The following is a 16,538-nucleotide window of genomic DNA, read 5'->3' on the forward strand; positions in this document are numbered from 1 at the left end:
CGCTCGGGGCCCGGACCGCTCCGATCAATTCAGCGCGCGTTGACTTCTGTGGGCGGCCCGCCGTAGCCTTCAATTCAACACATGATGAATCAACTGGGAGGTCACCATGGCCGCACTGCACGACCGGCCGCCGTCGGTCATCGCGGTGGCCACCGCCGTCGCGGGCGCGTTGATCGCGCTCGTGCTGGGCCTGCTGACGTTCGGCGTCCAGGCGACGGCGCACCCGGACGGGGTGCCGCTCGCGGTCGCCGTCGGCGCCGACGCGCCGGCGCAGCTGCGCGGCGTCGCCGACGAGCTGGCCGGCAGCGACGTGGCGGAAGTCTCGTGGCGCGTGGCCACGCCCGACGAGGCGAGGGACCTGCTGTCGCGCCGGGAGGTCTACGGGGTGCTCGAACTCGCGCCCGGCGGCGCGACCGTGCTGCTGTCCGGCGCGGTGAACCCGTCCGGCACGCAGGTCGCCCAGCAGGTGCTCGGCGGCGTGGTCCAGGGCGCCGGGATGCAGGCGGAGGTCGTCACGCTCGACCCGGCGTCCGCCGCCGGTCGCACGGCGCCGCCGGCCGCGAGCGCGCTGCTGTGGATCGCCGGTCTGGTCGCGGGCGCGGCGTTCACGCTCGTGGCCCGCAGGGCGACCCCGCTCGGCCGGCTGGCGGGCGTCGCCACCACGACCGTGCTCGGCGTCGCCGTGGTCGCGGGCCTCTTCACGCTGTGGGACTCGGCCCTGCCCCTCACCGCGGCCGTGCTCGGCTACCTCGCCCTGGTCGGAGCGGCGTTCGCGCTGGTCCAAGGCGCGCTGCTGCGGCTGCTGGGCATCCGCGCGATGGCCGTGCTCGGCCCGCTGTACCTGATCGCGCCCGCCGTCGCGGGCCAGGTGCCGGAGCTGATCGACCCCGTCTACCGGGCCCTGCTGTGGTCCTGGACCCCGTTCCGCTTCTCCACCGAGGGCGTGCGCGCCCTGCTGCAGGGCGGGTCGCCCGGCGCGGCCCAGGTCTGGGTGTTCGTCGCGCTCGCCGCGGTCGGCCTGGTCGTGCTCCTGCTACCCGGCCAGGAAGGTCAGGCGGACCTTGCGGACGGGGTTGTCGACGTTGGTGTCGACGAGGCAGACCGACTGCCAGGTGCCGAGCGCCAGCACACCGCCTAGCACCGGGATCGTCGCGTAGGGCGGCACCAGCGCGGGGAGCACGTGGTCACGGCCGTGACCGGGCGTCCCGTGCCGGTGCCGCCACCGCCCGTCCGCGGGCAGCAGCTCGCGCAGCGCGGCCAGCAGGTCGTCGTCGCTGCCGGCGCCGGTCTCCAGCACCGCCAGGCCCGCCGTCGCGTGCGGCACCCAGAGGTGCAGCAGCCCGTCGCCGTCCACGTCGGCCAGGAAGTCCTCGCAGGCGCGGGTGAGATCGTGGACGACCTCGGTCGAGCCGGTGCGGATCTCGATCTCTTCGCTGCGCATGCCTCCAGAGCTTAAATCGCGGTGCGCCACCTCCGCCCGATCGGGCACCATGCCGTCCGTGATCCACACCGCGATCGTCACCGGGGCCAACCAGGGCATCGGGGCGGCGACCGCCAAGGCGCTCGCCGCCCGAGGCGTCAACGTCCTCATCACGTTCCTGCGCTTCGCGCCCGCGCCGGACCCGAGCCTGCCGGGCGAGTACTTCACCGCCCGCGAGTCGGACGCGGCGGACGTGGTCGCCGCCATCACCGAGGCGGGCGGCAAGGCCCACGCGCTGGAGGTCGACCTCACCGACACGCTCGCGCCCACCACGCTCTTCGACACCGCGGAACGGGTCTTCGGGCCGGTCGACATCCTGGTCAACAACGCCTCCAGCTGGGTGCAGGACACGTTCCTCGCCGTGGACACCGACCAGTTCGGCCGCGTCCTGCAAGCCGTCACGCCCCAGACGTTCGACGCGCAGTTCGCCGTGGACGCCCGCGCGGGCGCGCTGCTGATCGCCGAGTTCGCCCGCCGGCACATCGCGCGCGGCGGCAACTGGGGCCGCATCGTCGGCCTGACCTCCGGCGGCCCGCTCGGCTTCCCCAGCGAGGTCACCTACGGCGCGGCGAAGGCGGCGCTGGACAACTACGCCATGTCGGCGGCGGCCGAGCTGTGGCCGCACGGCATCACGTCCAACGTCGTCAAGCCGGGCGTCACCGACACCGGCTGGGTCAACGACGCGGTGCGCGCCCAGCACGACGTCTCCCAGCCCGAGGACGTGGCCGACGTGGTCGCGTTCCTCTGCTCGGACGCCGCCGCCAAGGTGACGAAGAACGTCATCACGCTGCACTGACCTTCATTACCCGCTGGTAACATAGCCGCCGTGAAGGCCTCCCGACTGCGCCGCGGCATGAACCTGTGGCCACCGTTCCTGTTCGCCGGCATCCGCGTGGTCGAGCTGTCCGACGACTACCGCCACGTCAAGGTCCGGATGCGGATGCACTGGTGGAACCGCAACTACGTGGGCACGCACTTCGGCGGCTCGCTGTTCGCGATGACCGACCCGTTCTGGATGCTGCTCGTGCTGCACCACCTGGGCCGCGAGCACCTCGTGTGGGACCGCGCGGGCGAGATCGACTTCGTCAAGCCGGGCCGCGGCACCGTCCACGCCGAGTTCGACCTGACCGACGAGCACCTGGACGAGCTGCGCTCCCGGGCCGCGGGCGACAACAAGGCCCTGATGTGGTTCTCCACCGACATCGTGGACGCCTCCGGCGAGGTCGTCGCCCGCACCCGCAAGCAGGTCTACGCGCGTCGCAAGAACCGCAAATCGGTGGACGACGGGGTCACCGAGACCGTGTGATCACCCCATGCGCGCAGCCTTCGGCACGACCTTCGACGTCCCCCTCGGCTACCTGAACACCGCCAGCATCGGCGTGCCCCCGGCGCCCACCGCCGCGGCCGTCGCGGACGCCGTGCGCCGGTGGTCGGTCGGCGCGGACGGCCCGGGCGCGGCGGACGAGCACGCGACCACCGCCCGCGAGGCGTTCGGTCGGCTCGTCGGCGTGCCGGCCGAACGCGTCGCGATGGGCGCGTCGGGCTCCCAGCTCGTCTCCCTGGTCGCCGCCGGCCTGCCGGCCGACGCCTCGGTCCTCGTCGCGCGCGGCGAGTTCACCAGCCTCACGTTCCCCTTCGCCGCCCGCGGCCTGCGGGTCACCGAAGTCGATCTGGAGGAGATCGTCACCCACGCGGGCGGGCACGACCTCGTCGCGGTCAGCGTCGCCCAGTCCGCCGACGGCCGCGTGGTCGACCTCGACGGGCTGCGCGCGACCGGCGTGCCGGTCCTGCTCGATGCCTCCCAGGCGGTCGGCTGGCTGCCGCTGGACCTGGAGTGGGCCGACTGGGTCGTGGCCGTCGGGTACAAGTTCCTGATGTCGCCGCGCGGCTGCGCCTGGCTGGCGTGCTCCCCCTCGGCGCTGGAGCGCACGGTGCCCGTCGCGGCCAACTGGTTCGCCGGCGACGATCCCTGGAGCACCGTGTACGGCCTCCCGCTGCGCCTCGCCCCCGACGCCCGCCGCCTCGACCTCTCCCCGGTCTGGCTGTCCCAGTTCGGCGCCGCCGTCTCGCTCCCGTACCTCGCCTCGCTGGACCTGGCGGCGGTCCGCGAGCACGCCGTGGGACTGGCGGACGCCCTGCTCACCGGCCTCGGCCTGCCCCCGCGCGGCACCGCCATCGTCTCCCTGGACCTCCCCGGCGCCGCCGAGCGGCTCGCGGCGGCCGGCGTGCGGTCCGGCATCCGCGCCGGACGCGTCCGGCTGGCCTTCCACCTCTACAACACCGCCGAGGATGTCGATCAGGTGCTCACAGCGCTCGCCTGACCCTCTTCCGTTACCGTGGGTCTTTGTGTCGGTTCCTCCCGAATCACCCGAAGAGGTGACGCAGCGGATCCCGCCCATCCGGCCGTCGGACACCGCGCCGCTGTGGCGGTCGGAGATCGGGCAGCTGGACTCGCTGCTGAGCTCACCGCCGCCCCCGCCCCCGCCGCGTCGCGGGCCCGCCGCCGCCCCGGCCGCGCACCCGCGTCGCGGACTGCTGCTCAAGGGCCTCGGCCTGCTCGGCGTGGCCGTGGTGTCCGGGCTGGTGTGGCTGGTCGTGATGCCGAAGGACACGCCCACCGGCACGCCGACCCCCACGTCCGCCCCGTCGGGCGAGTTCTCCTTCGCCGCGTCACCGGACGTGCCCGAGCCGCTGAAGGACAGCGACTGCGCGTCCCACGCCTACGGGCAGACCAAGACGTTCCTGACCAGCACGCCGTGCCAGCAGCTCACCCGCGGTCTGTACACGACGGTGACCCCTGACGGGGTGAAGGTCTACACGTCCGTGTCGATCGTCCGGATGAGGACGACCGAGGACGCCGCCAAGCTGAAGGACCTGACCAGCCGTGACGGCACCGGCAACGTCAACGACCTGGTCAAGGACGGCGCGGTGCGCGTGCCGAACCTCGCCACCCTGGCCAACGGCGGCTTCGCGGCCCGCCTGGAGGACCGGGACGTGATCATCATCGAGTCGGACTCCGTCAAGCACGGCCCCGACGCGACCGCGCACAACCAGCTGATGAAGCGGATCAGCAACGACGCCTTCCGCCTCGCCGCCGACCTCAACGCCTGACGGCGCGGCGCCTCAGCCGACCCCCGCGCCCGGGAACGCGATCGACGTCGGCGTCAGCCCCGCCACCTTCCGCCACCGCGTCGCCCGCACCGCGGACACCGTCAAGGCGTCCAACGCCGACGTGCGCAGCGCGCCGTCGTCGGTCCGCTCCAACACCCCGCGCCAGGCCACGCACGCATCGGTCTCCACCGCGACCAACGCCGCGATGGCCGACGCCGCGCTGTCCACCGGCTGGGGCGGCAGGTAGGCCGCCGCCGGGGGCGCGGGCGTCGCGCCGGCGTCGCGCAACCACCGCTCCGTCACGTCCCGCCGCGACCGGTGCGCGTTCGCGCCGTCCGCCACCGCCGCCGCCTGCTGCGGCACCGCGATGAACGCGCTGACCAGCCCGTACGTCCACACCGCCGCGTGCTCCGCCGCCAACGCGCCCTGCACCGCTTCCACGCTCACGACAGCGCCTCCAGCAAGCTCGCGCACCCGGCCGCCACCGAGCCGACCAACCCCACCCGGTGCGACTCCACCGTCGCCACCAGGTCACCCGCCTGCTTCTGCGCCGCCTGCAACGCCGCCGCCAACGCCTCCCGCGTCGCCCCCGCCGGGGGCGTGACCGACGGCTGAGCCGACGTCGACGGCGCCGCCGACCCCGCGACGCGCGGCGTGGCCCGGTCGACCTCCGCCTGCAACCGCGTCGCGTGCTCGGTCCGCGCGGCGGCGGTCTCCGGCGCTCCGACCGCCGTGGCCAGCGCGGCGTCCGACAGCGCCGCCTTCACCAACTCCGCCAGCGGGTCCGGTGGAGGAGGCGGGGGAGGGGGTGTGGTGCACGCGACTGCCAACGGCGCCGTGGCCGCCACCAGCAGCACCGCGCGCCTGCTGAACGCCGTTCTTCCGATCACGTGTCCCGATCCTGCCAGAGCCCCGCCGCCCCCGGTGGTCCACGGCCCGCCACCCCCGCCACGCCCGCCGCACCACCGCCGACCCGCCTGCTCACAGCGCTGTCACCTGCCTGCACGTCGGCGTCGCCACCTTCCCCCGCGCACCCGCCCACCGCGTCGCCGCCCGCCTGCCCGCCGCGCACGACCCGTCGCCGTGGCACGTGGGAGGCCGCCGAACCAGATAGTCTGGGCGACCACGGCCGGCGAAGTGCAGCGTCGGCCGGGGTTGCCGTGCCCTCTGCACTCGAAGAGAACTTGGAGTCACCACGTGTCCAGCCCGCCGCGCGGAGAACTCGCCGCGCAGCTAGCACCCGTCGTGCGGGAAGCGGTCGAGGCGATCGGCTTCGACCTCGAGCTGCTCGACGTGAACCAGGCTGGGCGTCGCAGGCTGGTCAAGGTGGTCGTGGACGGCGACGACGGGATCGGGTTGGACGAGGTGGCGCAGGCCAGCCGCGCCGTCTCCGCCGCCCTCGACGCCAACGAGCACCTGATCGCCGGGCCGTACACGCTCGAGGTCACCTCGCCCGGCGCGGACCGCCCGCTCACCAGGCCCCGCCACTGGAAGCGCAACCGGCTGCGCCTGGTGAAGGTCAAGCAGCCGGAGCAGGTCGAGTGGTTCGGCCGCGTCGGCGATGCCGACGACACCGGCGTCGTGCTGCTGGTCAAGGGCGAGCTGCGCCGCGTCGAGTACCGGACGATCGAGCGCGCCGTCGTCGAAGTCGAGTTCAAGCAGCCGCCGGTCGAAGAGCTCGCGCTCCTCGAGGGCAAGCACCTGAAGGAGGAGTCGGAGTGAACGTCGACATCGCCGCTCTCAGGGCGATCGAACGGGACAAGGACATCCCCTTCGACACCGTTCTCGAAGCCATCGAGACGGCCCTGCTGACCGCTTACAAGCACACCGAGGGCCACCACTCCCACTCACGCGTCGAGATCGACCGCAAGACCGGCGTGGTGCGCGTGCTCGCGCAGGAGCTGAACCCGGACGGCACCGTGGCCGAGGAGTGGGACGACACCCCCGAGGGGTTCGGCCGCATCGCCGCCACCACCGCCCGCCAGGTCATCCTCCAGCGCCTGCGCGACGCCGAGCACGAGCGCACGTTCGGCGAGTTCTCCGCCAAGGAGGGCGAGATCATCGCCGGCGTCGTGCAGCGCGACGCCCGCGCCAACGCCCGCGGCATGGTCGTGGTCCAGATCGGCGACACCGAGGGCGTGCTGCCGCCCGCCGAGCAGGTGCCCGGCGAGTCCTACGAGCACGGCTCGCGGCTCAAGTGCTACGTCGTGGGCGTGTCCCGCGGCTCGCGCGGCCCGCAGATCACCCTTTCGCGCACGCACCCGAACCTGGTGCGCAGGCTGTTCGCGCTCGAGGTGCCCGAGATCGCCGACGGCACCGTGGAGATCCCCGCGGTGGCACGTGAGGCAGGTCACCGTTCGAAGATCGCGGTCCGCACGACGGTGCCCGGCGTCAACGCCAAGGGCGCCTGCATCGGGCCGATGGGCGCCCGGGTGCGCAACGTCATGAGCGAGCTGGCCGGTGAGAAGATCGACATCATCGACCACTCCGACGACCCGGCGACGTTCGTCGGGAATGCCTTGTCACCGGCGAAGGTTGTGTCTGTGCGGGTGCTCGACGAGCGCGCCAAGACGGCACGGGTCGTGGTCCCGGACTTCCAGCTCTCCCTCGCCATCGGCAAGGAGGGGCAGAACGCCCGGTTGGCCGCCAGGCTCACCGGCTGGCGCATCGACATCCGCAGTGATGCGGAGGCCGGCGGGTCCGCTCCGGCGGGCGCATCGGCATCCGGTTCGGCTGAATAAGCAACAGGGGATAGACTTCTCAGTGGTTCAACGTCGGGGATCGGATCTCACGCACATCGGCCCGGTTCGTACGTGCATCGGATGCCGCGCTCGGACGTTGCCCTCCGAGCTGCTGCGCGTGGTGGTCGTGGACGGGACTGTGGTCCCGGACACACGTCGACGGTTGCCCGGTAGGGGAGCATGGCTGCACCCCGATCCGGACTGCCTCCGCAACGCCGAGAAGCGGCGGGCGTTCCCCAGGGCCTTCAAGGTCCAGGGACCGCTCGACGTGCAACGCGTGCGCGGTCATCTCGAGCAGTGTGGGCAGGAGGTCGCGGGATCGCCCCGTGACCAGCAGGAAGCAAGGAAGCAGGTCGACCCGTCATGAGTCAGCCGTGAAGCTGAAGACATGAACGCGCGACGTTAAGACGAGGTCGACGGGACTTGCCCGCCGGCCTCCCTCACAGAGGAGTGCAGTGGCAGGTAAGGCCCGCGTGCACGAGCTCGCCAAAGAGCTCGGAGTCACGAGTAAAGAACTACTCACCAAGCTCGCCGACCAGGGCGAGTACGTGAAGTCCGCGTCCAGCACCGTCGAGGCCCCCGTGGCCCGGCGGCTTCGTGACGCCTACGCCAAGGGCGAGTCGAAGCCCAAGCCCGCAGGCGCCCGCCCGGCGCCGCCGAAGCCCGCTCCGACGAGCGCGGCCTCGGGCGAGACCAAGAGCGACACGACCCCGCGCCCGCCGGCCCCCGCCGGCAAGCCGGGTCCGCGTCCGGTGCCCGGCCCCAAGCCGATGGCGCCCAAGCCGGTGGCCAAGCCCGCCACGCCGGCTCCGGCCGCGCAGCCCGAGGCCCCGGCCCCGGCCGCCGCGGCGGCTCCGACGCCCGTCCAGGCGCCGAAGCAGCAGCCGGCCGCCGCCCAGGTGCAGCAGCCCCAGCAGCCTCAGCAGGCACCCCAGCAGGCGCCGCGGACCAGTGGCCCCGGCCCTCGTCCCGGCCCCCGCGCGCCGCAGCAGCAGCCCGCCGCGGCGCAGAACGCCCCGTCCGTGGTCCCGCCGCGCCCGCAGGCACCCAAGCCCGCAGGCCCGCGGCCCCCGCGTCCGGGCAACAACCCGTTCGGCGTCGGCGGTGGCGCTCCGGCGCCGCGTCCGCAGGCCCCGCGCCCGGCCGCGCCGGGTGGCGGCGAGCGGCCGTCCGGCCCCAAGCCCGGTGACTCGCGTCCGGCAGGCCCCCGTCCGGGTGGCTCCGGCGGCGGTCCCGGCGGTCCCCGGCCCAACCCCGGCAACATGCCGCCTCGGCCGAACCCGGGCATGATGCCCGGTCGTCCGGCTCCCCGCCCCGGTGGCGGTGGCGGCGGCGGTCGTGGCCCCGGCGGTCCCGGTGGCGGTGGCGGTGGCCGCGGTCCTGGTGGCGGCGGCGGTCGTCCCGGTGGTGGCGGTGGCGCCGGTGGCGGCTTCCGCCCCGGTGGCGGCGGCGGTGGCGCCGGTGGCGGCTTCCGCCCTGGTGGCGGCGGTGGCGGCGGCGGTGGCTTCCGCCCCGGTGGCGGTGGCGGCGCCGGTGGTGGCGCACCGGCCGGTGGCGGCGGCGGTTTCCGCGGCCGTCCCGGTGGCCCGGGTGGTCGCGGTGGCGCCGCGGGCGCCTTCGGCCGTCCCGGTGGTCCGGCGCGTCGTGGCCGCAAGTCGAAGCGGCAGAAGCGCCAGGAGTACATGGACAACATGCAGGCGCCGTCGGTCGGTGGCGTCCGCCTGCCCAAGGGCAACGGCGAGACGATCCGCCTGCCGCGTGGCGCCTCGCTGACCGACTTCGCCGACAAGATCAACGCCAACCCGGCCTCGCTGGTGCAGGTGTTGTTCCACCTCGGCGAGATGGTCACCGCGACGCAGTCCGTCTCCGACGAGATCCTGGAGCTGCTCGGCTCCGAGATGAACTACAACGTGCAGGTCGTGTCCCCTGAGGAAGAGGACCGCGAGCTGCTGGAGACGTTCGACATCACCTACGGCGACGACGCCGGCGGCGAGGAGGACCTCCAGATCCGTCCGCCGGTCGTGACCGTCATGGGTCACGTCGACCACGGCAAGACGCGCCTGCTGGACACCATCCGCACGGCGAAGGTGGCCGAGGGCGAGGCGGGTGGCATCACCCAGCACATCGGCGCCTACCAGGTGAACACGGAGCTCGAGGGCAACGAGCGCCTGATCACCTTCATCGACACCCCGGGTCACGAGGCGTTCACCGCCATGCGTGCTCGTGGTGCGAACTCGACCGACATCGCGGTCATCGTGGTGGCGGCCGACGACGGCGTGATGCCGCAGACGGTGGAAGCGATCAACCACGCCCAGGCGGCCAACGCGCCGATCGTGGTCGCGGTGAACAAGATCGACAAGGAGGGGGCCAACCCCGACAAGATCCGCCAGCAGCTCACCGAGTACGGGCTGGTTGCCGAGGAGTACGGCGGCGAGACCATGTTCGTCGACATCTCGGCGAAGCAGGGCATCAACATCGACGGCCTGCTGGAAGCGATCCTGCTGACCGCCGACGCCTCGCTCGACCTGCGGGCCAACCCGGAGATGGAGGCGCAGGGCGTCGCCATCGAGGCGCACCTGGACCGCGGTCGCGGCCCGGTGGCCACGGTGCTGGTGCAGCGCGGCTCGCTCCGCGTCGGTGACTCGATCGTGGCGGGCGCCGCCTACGGTCGCGTGCGCCGCATGGTCGACGAGCACGGCGTGGACGTCACGGTGGCGACGCCGTCGCGTCCGGTGCAGGTCATCGGCCTCACCTCGGTGCCCGGCGCGGGCGACACGTTCCTCGTGGTCGAGGAGGACCGGGTGGCCCGGCAGATCGCCGAGCGCCGCCAGGCCCGCAACCGCAACGCGATGAACGCCGCGAAGCGCAAGCGCGTCAGCCTGGAAGACCTCGACGCCGCGCTGAAGGAGACGAGCGCCCTCACCTTGATCATCAAGGGCGACAACTCGGGTACCGTCGAGGCCCTCGAGGACGCGCTGATGAAGATCGAGGTCGGCGACGACGTCGAGCTGCGGGTCATCCACCGCGGCGTCGGTGGCATCACCGAAGGCGACATCAACCTCGCCGTCGCGGGTAACGCCATCGTCCTGGGCTTCAACGTCCGGGCCGAGGGCAAGGCCACCGAACTCGCCAACCGCGAGGGCGTGGACGTCCGCTACTACACGGTGATCTACCAGGCGATCGACGAGATCGAGCAGGCCCTGAAGGGCATGCTCAAGCCGGAGTACGAAGAGGTCCAGCTGGGCCGCGCGGAGGTCCGCGAGGTCTTCAAGTCCTCCAAGGTCGGCACGATCGCGGGTTGCCTCGTCATGTCGGGCGAGATCCGGCGCAACGCCCGGGCCCGCCTGCTGCGCGACAACAACGTCGTGCAGGAGAACCTGCCCATCAGCTCGCTGCGCCGGTTCAAGGACGACGCGACCGAGGTCCGCGAGGGCTTCGAGTGTGGTCTGACGCTCGGCAACTACAGCGACCTGAAGGTCGGCGACATCATCGAGACGTTCGAGATGCGCGAGAAGCCGCGCGCCTGATCGTCTTCAGCCAGGTGCGGGGCCGTCGTGACCGGCGGCCCCGCACCCCTGGACACCCCTTGGTGATCATCTGTGTTCGTCGGTGCCCTTGAGTTGGACGTGCTGCTCGGCGACGTGCACTCGTTGAAGCAGAAGCGGTCCGTGGTGAAGCCGATCGTGGCCGAGCTGCGCCGCAGGTTCGAGGTCTCGGTCGCCGAGGCGGGCCACCTCGACCTGCACCGCCGGGCCCTGATCGGAGTGGCGGCCGTCGCCGCCGACGCCGAGCATGTGAGGGACGTGATGGCCGCCTGCGAGCGGCTGGTGGCCGGACGGCCCGAATTGGAACTTCTCTCCGCCCGCCACAGGTTGGTCGGGCCGGAGGACGACTAGCAGGCGTCGCCGAGCAGGCGACGAATCGCAACGACAGGAGGGGAGCGCCGTGGCCGACCAGGCACGGGCTCGCAAGCTGGCCAAGCGGATCTCGCAGATCGTCGCTTCCGCGTTGGAGCACGAGGTGAAGGACCCGCGGCTGGCTCGCGTCACCATCACGGACACGAGGGTGACCGGCGACCTGCACGACGCGACGATCTACTACACCGTGCTCGGCGAGAAGCTGGACTCCGAGCCGGACCTCGCGGGGGCCGCCGCGGCGCTGGAGAAGGCCAAGGGCGTGCTGCGCACCATGGTCGGCCAGCAGACCGGTGTCCGGTTCACGCCGACCCTCTCGTTCGTCACCGACAACGTGCCCGCCGAGGCGCGTCGGATGGACGAACTGCTGGCCAAGGCACGGGAGCTGGACGCGGAGGTGGCCCGCATCGCGCACGGCGCGGAACCCGCGGGCGAGCCCGACCCGTACAAGCCTCCGCGTGAGGCCGAGGACGCCGACTAGCGTTCTCGCCGTGCACAACGATCCGAGCATGAACGACCCGGGCGCCTCCGGGGACCACTTGAGCGCGGACCTCGCCGAGGCCGCTCGCGTCCTGTCCACCGCCACCGACGTGACGCTGCTGGCGCACGTGAACCCCGACGCGGACGCGTTGGGCAGCGCGTTGGCGCTGGGACTGGCCCTGCACCGGCGGGGCGTGGCGGTCCGGGTGTCGTTCGGCGCGCCGAACGAGGTGCCGGAGACGTTGCGGGACCTCGACGTGGCCGGGCTGCTGGTGCCCGCGTCCGCCGTGCCCGCCGCGCCGCCCGTGCTGGTCGCGTTGGACACGGGCAGTGTCGGGCGGCTCGGTCCGTTGGCTGATCGGGTGTCCACCGCCGGTGTGGTCGTGGTGGTGGACCACCACGTGTCGAACCCGCGGTTCGGGCACGTGAACGTGGTGGACGACCGGGCCGAGGCGACCGCGCTCGTGGTGCTGCGGCTGCTGGACGTGCTGGGCGCGGAGCTGGACGAGCCGGTGGCCCGGTGCGTGTACGCGGGTCTGGTGACGGACACGCGGTCGTTCCGGCACGCGTCGGCGGCGACGCACGAGGTGGCCGCCCGGCTGCTCGCGGCCGGCGTGGACGCCGAGGCTGTGGCCCGGCCGCTGATGGACTCTCACCCGTTCGGGTACCTGGGCATGTTGGCGAAGGTGCTGAGCCGGGCGTGCCTGGAGCGCGACGCGGCCGGCGGGCTCGGGTTCGTGCACGCCGTCGTGACGCTGGAGGACGCCTCCGGGCTGCGGCCCGAGGAGGTCGAGAGCGTGGTCGACCTGGTGCGCACCACGGCCGAGGCCGAGGTCGCGGCGGTGCTGAAGGAGCTGCGGCCGTCGTCGTGGTCGGTGTCGTTGCGCGCGGTGAGCGCGGTGGACGTGCGCGAGGTGGCGCAGCTGCTCGGCGGCGGCGGCCACCGGCTGGCCGCGGGCTTCACCGCCTCCGGCCCGGCCGACGAGGTGCTGGCGAACCTGCGCGCGGCCCTGGAAACCGTGGCCGCGCGGTCCTGAGCGTTCAACTCGGGTGTTCCGAACGTAGGACACACGCGTTCCGGACGTAGGACACGCGGGTTCTGGATGTAGGACTCCCGCGGGGGTGCTACGCGTGCATCGAGGGGATCAGGTGGAGGAGCGGGTTCCGGCGCGGCGGGTGGTCGGGTTGGCCGCGCCCGCGCTGGTGGTGCTGGCGGCCGAGCCGCTGTACGTGCTGGTGGACACCGCGGTCGTCGGGCACCTCGGCGCGCTGCCGCTGGCCGGGCTCGCGGTGGGCGGTGTGCTGTTCACGCAGGTCGCCACCCAGTTGACGTTCCTCTCCTACGGCACGACGGCACGCACCGCGCGGCTGTTCGGCGCCGGCCGGCGGCGCGAGGCGGTCGAGGAGGGCGTGCAGGCGACGTGGCTCGCGCTGGCCGTCGGCGCGCTGGTGATCGTGCTCGGGCAGCTGCTGGCCGGTCCCGCCGCCCGGCTGCTCGGCGGTGGCGGCGAGGTGGCCGACAACGCCGTCGCGTGGCTGCGGATCGCGTTGTTCGGCGCGCCGTTCGTGCTGGTCACGATGGCCGGCAACGGGTGGATGCGCGGCGTGCAGGACACCCGCCGCCCGCTGCGGTACGTGCTGGTCGGCAACGCCATCTCGGCCGTGCTGTGCCCAATCCTGGTGCACGGCGCGCACTGGGGACTGGAAGGTTCGGCGGTCGCGAACGTGATCGCGCAGGTGCTCTCGGCCGGGCTGTTCGGCAAGGCGCTGCGCTCGGAACGGGTGAGCCTGCGGCCCGACCCGCGCCGGATGAAGGCCCAACTGGGCCTCGGCCGGGACCTGGTGCTGCGCAGCCTCGCGTTCCAGGCGTGCTTCCTGTCCGCCGCGTCGGTGGCCGCGCGCACGTCGGTCGGCGCGGTCGGCGCGCACCAGGTCGTGTTGCAGCTGTGGACGTTCCTCGCGCTCGTGCTGGACTCGTTGGCGATCGCCGCGCAGTCGATCGTGGGCGCTGCGCTCGGCGCGGAACGCCGGGAGCAGGCCCGTCGGTTCGCCTGGCAGGTGACCGGGTACGGGCTGTGGTTCGGCGTGCTGCTCGGCGCCCTGTTCGCCGCGCTGGCCGGCCCGCTGCCGCAGGTGTTCACCACCGACCGGGCCGTGCTGGACGAGATCCCGCACGCCTGGTGGTTCTTCGTGGGGCTGCAACCGATCGCGGGCGTGGTGTTCGCGCTGGACGGCGTCCTGCTCGGCGCGGGTGACGCGGCGTTCCTGCGGACCGCGACGCTGGCCTCGGCGGCCCTCGGGTTCCTGCCGCTGGTGTGGGCGTCCTACGCGTTCGGCTGGGGGCTGGTCGGGATCTGGAGCGGCCTGTCGGCGTTCATGGTGCTGCGGCTGGTGCTCGTGCTGGTCCGGACCAAGTCGGGGAAGTGGGCGCGCGTCGGCACCACGTGGTGAGCCGGTGACCAGGCGTGATGTGGTGCGCGGCACCCCCAGGAATCGTTAACAGTAGGCAACTGTTTCTCGATACTGGGAGTGCTGCCGCACGGAAGCCTAGGAGATCCGCCTTGCCGGTCGATCGTGCCACGAAACAAGCGTGGCTGATCTGGTCCACCGCCGTCGTCGTCTACATCGCCGCACTGTTCCACCGGACCTCGCTGGGCGTGGCGAGCCTGGAGGCGGGGGACCGCTTCGCCGTCGGCCCCGCCGCGCTCGGCACGTTCACCGTCCTCCAGATCGGCCTCTACGCGCTGATGCAGATCCCCACCGGCCTGCTGGTGGACCGCTTCGGCCCGCGCCGCGTGCTGACCGCCGCCGCCCTGCTCATGGGCGTCGGCCAGACCCTGTTCGCCCTCGCCGACTCCTACCCGCTCGGCCTGGCCGCGCGGGCGGTGCTCGGCGTCGGCGACGCCATGACGTGGGTCAGCGTGCTGCGCCTGGCCGCCGCGCACTTCCCGCCCCGCCGCTTCACCCTGGTCATGACGCTGTCGGCGGCGCTGGGCGGCGCGGGCAACCTGGTCGCGACCGTGCCGCTGACGCTGCTGCTGGACGACGCGGGCTGGACGGTGACGTTCCTGGTCGCGGGCCTGGCCACGGCGGCGTACGCGGCGGTGGTCGGGTGGCGCGTGCGGGAGGTGCCCGACGGCGTGCCGCAGCCCGCGGTCGAGCCGGTGCCACTGCGCGCGGTGGGCGCGAAGGTGAAGGACGCGTGGCGCGAGCCGAGCACCCGCCTCGGGTTCTGGGTGCACTTCACGTCGATGTCCGCGCCCGCCGTGCTCGGCCTGCTGTGGGGTTTCCCGTACCTGGTAGAGGCGCAGGGCCTGTCGCGGCCGTCGGCGTCGGCGGTGCTGAGCACGCTGGTGCTGGTGGCGATCGTGACCGGGCCGGTGATGGGCACGGTGATCGGCGGCCGGCCGGAGTGGCGGATGCCGATCGTCGGCTCCTACCTGGCCGCGGCCGTGCTGTGCTGGGCCGTGCTGCTGGGCTGGCCGGGCGGTGTGCTGCCGACGCCCGCGCTGTACGCGGTGTTCGCGGTGCTGGCGCTGGGAAACCCGGCGTCCGGCGTGGCGTTCGCCCTGGTCCGCGACTACAACCCGCTGCACCGGGTCAGCACGGCGACCGGCGTGGCCAACGTCGGCGGGTTCGCCGCGATCACGTTCACCGCCCTGGCCGTCGGCGTGGTGCTGGACGTGGTCGAGCCCGTGCTCTCCGCGCCGCAGGCGTACCGGGTCGCGTTCTCGTCCGTGGTGGCGGTGCTGCTGGTGGGCCTGTGGCGCACGGTCGTGTGGTGGCGCCGGGCGCGCACCGCGGTGTTCGCCGCCGAGGACCGCGGCGAGTCCGTGCCCGTGCAGTTGCGCCGCCGTCGGTGGGACGTGCTCGTGGAGGCCTAGGATCCTCGTCCGTGTCCGCATCTTCTCGTCACCCTGTCCCGCCCGGCCTCGTCGTGATCGACAAGCCCGACGGCATGACCTCCCACGACGTGGTGGCGAAGGTCCGCCGCATCCTCGGCACCCGCAAGGTCGGGCACGCGGGCACGCTCGACCCGATGGCCACCGGTGTGCTCGTGCTGGGCATCGAGCGGGCCACCAAGCTGCTCGGCCACCTGGCGCTGGACAGCAAGGCGTACCTGTCGACGATCCGCCTCGGCTCCTCCACCACGACCGACGACGCCGAGGGCGAGGTGCTGTCCACGGCCGACGCGTCCGAAGTGGACGAGGACGCGATCCGGGCGGGCGTGGCGAAGCTGACCGGCCCGATCGAGCAGGTGCCCAGCGCGGTGAGCGCGGTGAAGATCGACGGCAAGCGCGCCTACGCGCGGGTCCGCGCCGGCGAGGCGGTGGAGATCCCGGCGCGCCCGGTGACCGTGCACCGCTTCGACGTGCTGTCGATCCGCCGCGAGGGCGAGGGCGTCACCGAGCTGGACGTGATGGTGGAGTGCTCGTCCGGCACCTACGTGCGCGCGTTGGCCCGCGACCTCGGCGCGGACCTCGGCGTCGGCGGCCACCTGGCGGCGCTGCGCCGCACCCGCGTCGGCCCGTTCGACCTGCGCGTGGCCAGGACCCTGGAGCAGCTGGAAGGCGCGCCGGGCCTGTCCCTGGACCTGGACGCCGCGGTGGCCACCGCGTTCCCCCGCCGTGAGATCGCGCCGCGCGAGGCGGTCGCCCTCTCGCACGGCCAACGCCTGGCCGCGGGCGGGTTGGACGGCACGTACGGCGTCTTCGGCCCGGACGGCCACGTGGTGGCGCTGGCGAAGGACGAGGGGCCGATCGCCAAGCCGTTGGTGGTACTCACCCCGATCGGATAGGGCCTACCGTGGAC

Annotated in this window: 18 protein-coding genes; 15 read left to right on the forward strand and 3 right to left on the reverse strand. The window is 73.2% G+C overall.

Features of this window, described 5'->3' with window-relative positions:
• Positions 1 to 106: 106 nt before the first annotated feature.
• Positions 107 to 1,138, forward strand: coding sequence for a YhgE/Pip domain-containing protein (locus EDD40_RS30785; RefSeq protein WP_123746035.1), 1,032 nt, complete (start codon positions 107 to 109; stop codon positions 1,136 to 1,138).
• Here EDD40_RS30785 and EDD40_RS30790 read toward each other — a convergent pair.
• Positions 1,034 to 1,441 carry a YjbQ family protein gene (locus EDD40_RS30790; RefSeq protein ID WP_123746036.1) on the reverse strand — a complete coding sequence of 136 codons (408 nt, stop codon included), beginning with the start codon at positions 1,439 to 1,441 and terminating at the stop codon, positions 1,034 to 1,036. The two genes, EDD40_RS30785 and EDD40_RS30790, sit on opposite strands and share 105 nt — an antisense overlap.
• Before the next feature lie 49 nt (positions 1,442 to 1,490).
• Here EDD40_RS30790 and EDD40_RS30795 point away from each other — a divergent pair, with 49 nt between their 5' ends.
• From EDD40_RS30795 to EDD40_RS30810, 4 genes are read left to right on the forward strand one after another with little or no spacing between them, the layout of a single operon-like run.
• Positions 1,491 to 2,276 (forward strand): SDR family NAD(P)-dependent oxidoreductase, encoded by a 786-nt coding sequence (locus EDD40_RS30795; protein WP_170185248.1) that lies wholly within the window; start codon positions 1,491 to 1,493, stop codon positions 2,274 to 2,276.
• A gap of 30 nt (positions 2,277 to 2,306) precedes the next feature.
• Positions 2,307 to 2,786 (forward strand): DUF4442 domain-containing protein, encoded by a 480-nt coding sequence (locus EDD40_RS30800; protein ID WP_123746037.1) that lies wholly within the window; start codon positions 2,307 to 2,309, stop codon positions 2,784 to 2,786.
• A 7-nt stretch (positions 2,787 to 2,793) separates the two neighbouring features.
• On the forward strand, positions 2,794 to 3,801 hold the full coding sequence (locus tag EDD40_RS30805) for an aminotransferase class V-fold PLP-dependent enzyme (protein ID WP_123746038.1): 1,008 nt from the start codon (positions 2,794 to 2,796) through the stop codon (positions 3,799 to 3,801).
• Positions 3,802 to 3,826: 25 nt separating this feature from the next.
• On the forward strand, positions 3,827 to 4,591 hold the full coding sequence (locus tag EDD40_RS30810) for a hypothetical protein (protein WP_148088955.1): 765 nt from the start codon (positions 3,827 to 3,829) through the stop codon (positions 4,589 to 4,591).
• Positions 4,592 to 4,603: 12 nt separating this feature from the next.
• Here the strand turns inward: EDD40_RS30810 and EDD40_RS30815 are convergent, their stop codons facing one another.
• Entirely contained in the window at positions 4,604 to 5,038 is a 435-nt protein-coding gene (locus tag EDD40_RS30815) for a ferritin-like domain-containing protein (protein WP_236594449.1), read from the reverse strand.
• Complete coding sequence (locus EDD40_RS30820) at positions 5,035 to 5,481, reverse strand: hypothetical protein (protein ID WP_236594448.1); 447 nt, start codon at positions 5,479 to 5,481, stop codon at positions 5,035 to 5,037. The genes EDD40_RS30815 and EDD40_RS30820 overlap by 4 nt, the downstream gene beginning before the upstream one ends.
• 307 nt (positions 5,482 to 5,788) lie before the next feature.
• Here EDD40_RS30820 and rimP point away from each other — a divergent pair, with 307 nt between their 5' ends.
• From rimP to truB, 10 genes are all read left to right on the forward strand, one after another.
• Positions 5,789 to 6,313, forward strand: a complete 525-nt coding sequence (gene rimP / locus EDD40_RS30825) for a ribosome maturation factor RimP (protein WP_123746041.1) — start codon at positions 5,789 to 5,791, stop codon at positions 6,311 to 6,313.
• Positions 6,310 to 7,332: a transcription termination factor NusA gene (gene nusA / locus EDD40_RS30830; RefSeq protein WP_053719952.1), complete on the forward strand. Its 1,023-nt coding sequence runs from the start codon at positions 6,310 to 6,312 to the stop codon at positions 7,330 to 7,332. The genes rimP and nusA overlap by 4 nt, the downstream gene beginning before the upstream one ends.
• Entirely contained in the window at positions 7,274 to 7,699 is a 426-nt protein-coding gene (locus EDD40_RS30835) for a YlxR family protein (RefSeq protein ID WP_123748402.1), read from the forward strand. The genes nusA and EDD40_RS30835 overlap by 59 nt, the downstream gene beginning before the upstream one ends.
• Positions 7,700 to 7,787: 88 nt before the next feature.
• Positions 7,788 to 10,859 carry a translation initiation factor IF-2 gene (infB, locus tag EDD40_RS30840; protein WP_123746042.1) on the forward strand — a complete coding sequence of 1,024 codons (3,072 nt, stop codon included), beginning with the start codon at positions 7,788 to 7,790 and terminating at the stop codon, positions 10,857 to 10,859.
• 72 nt (positions 10,860 to 10,931) lie between these two features.
• Entirely contained in the window at positions 10,932 to 11,228 is a 297-nt protein-coding gene (locus EDD40_RS30845) for a DUF503 domain-containing protein (protein ID WP_077006828.1), read from the forward strand.
• A 49-nt stretch (positions 11,229 to 11,277) separates the two neighbouring features.
• Complete coding sequence (gene rbfA / locus EDD40_RS30850; protein WP_123746043.1) at positions 11,278 to 11,727, forward strand: 30S ribosome-binding factor RbfA; 450 nt, start codon at positions 11,278 to 11,280, stop codon at positions 11,725 to 11,727.
• A gap of 28 nt (positions 11,728 to 11,755) precedes the next feature.
• Positions 11,756 to 12,763 (forward strand): DHH family phosphoesterase, encoded by a 1,008-nt coding sequence (locus tag EDD40_RS30855; protein WP_123748403.1) that lies wholly within the window; start codon positions 11,756 to 11,758, stop codon positions 12,761 to 12,763.
• 112 nt (positions 12,764 to 12,875) lie between these two features.
• Positions 12,876 to 14,177 carry an MATE family efflux transporter gene (locus EDD40_RS30860; protein WP_123746044.1) on the forward strand — a complete coding sequence of 434 codons (1,302 nt, stop codon included), beginning with the start codon at positions 12,876 to 12,878 and terminating at the stop codon, positions 14,175 to 14,177.
• Between the two features lie 110 nt (positions 14,178 to 14,287).
• Positions 14,288 to 15,610: an MFS transporter gene (locus tag EDD40_RS30865; RefSeq protein ID WP_123746045.1), complete on the forward strand. Its 1,323-nt coding sequence runs from the start codon at positions 14,288 to 14,290 to the stop codon at positions 15,608 to 15,610.
• 11 nt (positions 15,611 to 15,621) lie between these two features.
• The gene (gene truB, locus EDD40_RS30870) at positions 15,622 to 16,524 is read left to right on the forward strand and encodes a tRNA pseudouridine(55) synthase TruB (RefSeq protein WP_123746046.1); all 903 of its coding nucleotides are present in this window, start codon (positions 15,622 to 15,624) and stop codon (positions 16,522 to 16,524) included.
• Positions 16,525 to 16,538 lie beyond the last annotated feature (14 nt).

The sequence above is a fragment of the Saccharothrix texasensis genome (assembly GCF_003752005.1).
Taxonomy (GTDB): domain Bacteria; phylum Actinomycetota; class Actinomycetes; order Mycobacteriales; family Pseudonocardiaceae; genus Actinosynnema; species Actinosynnema texasense.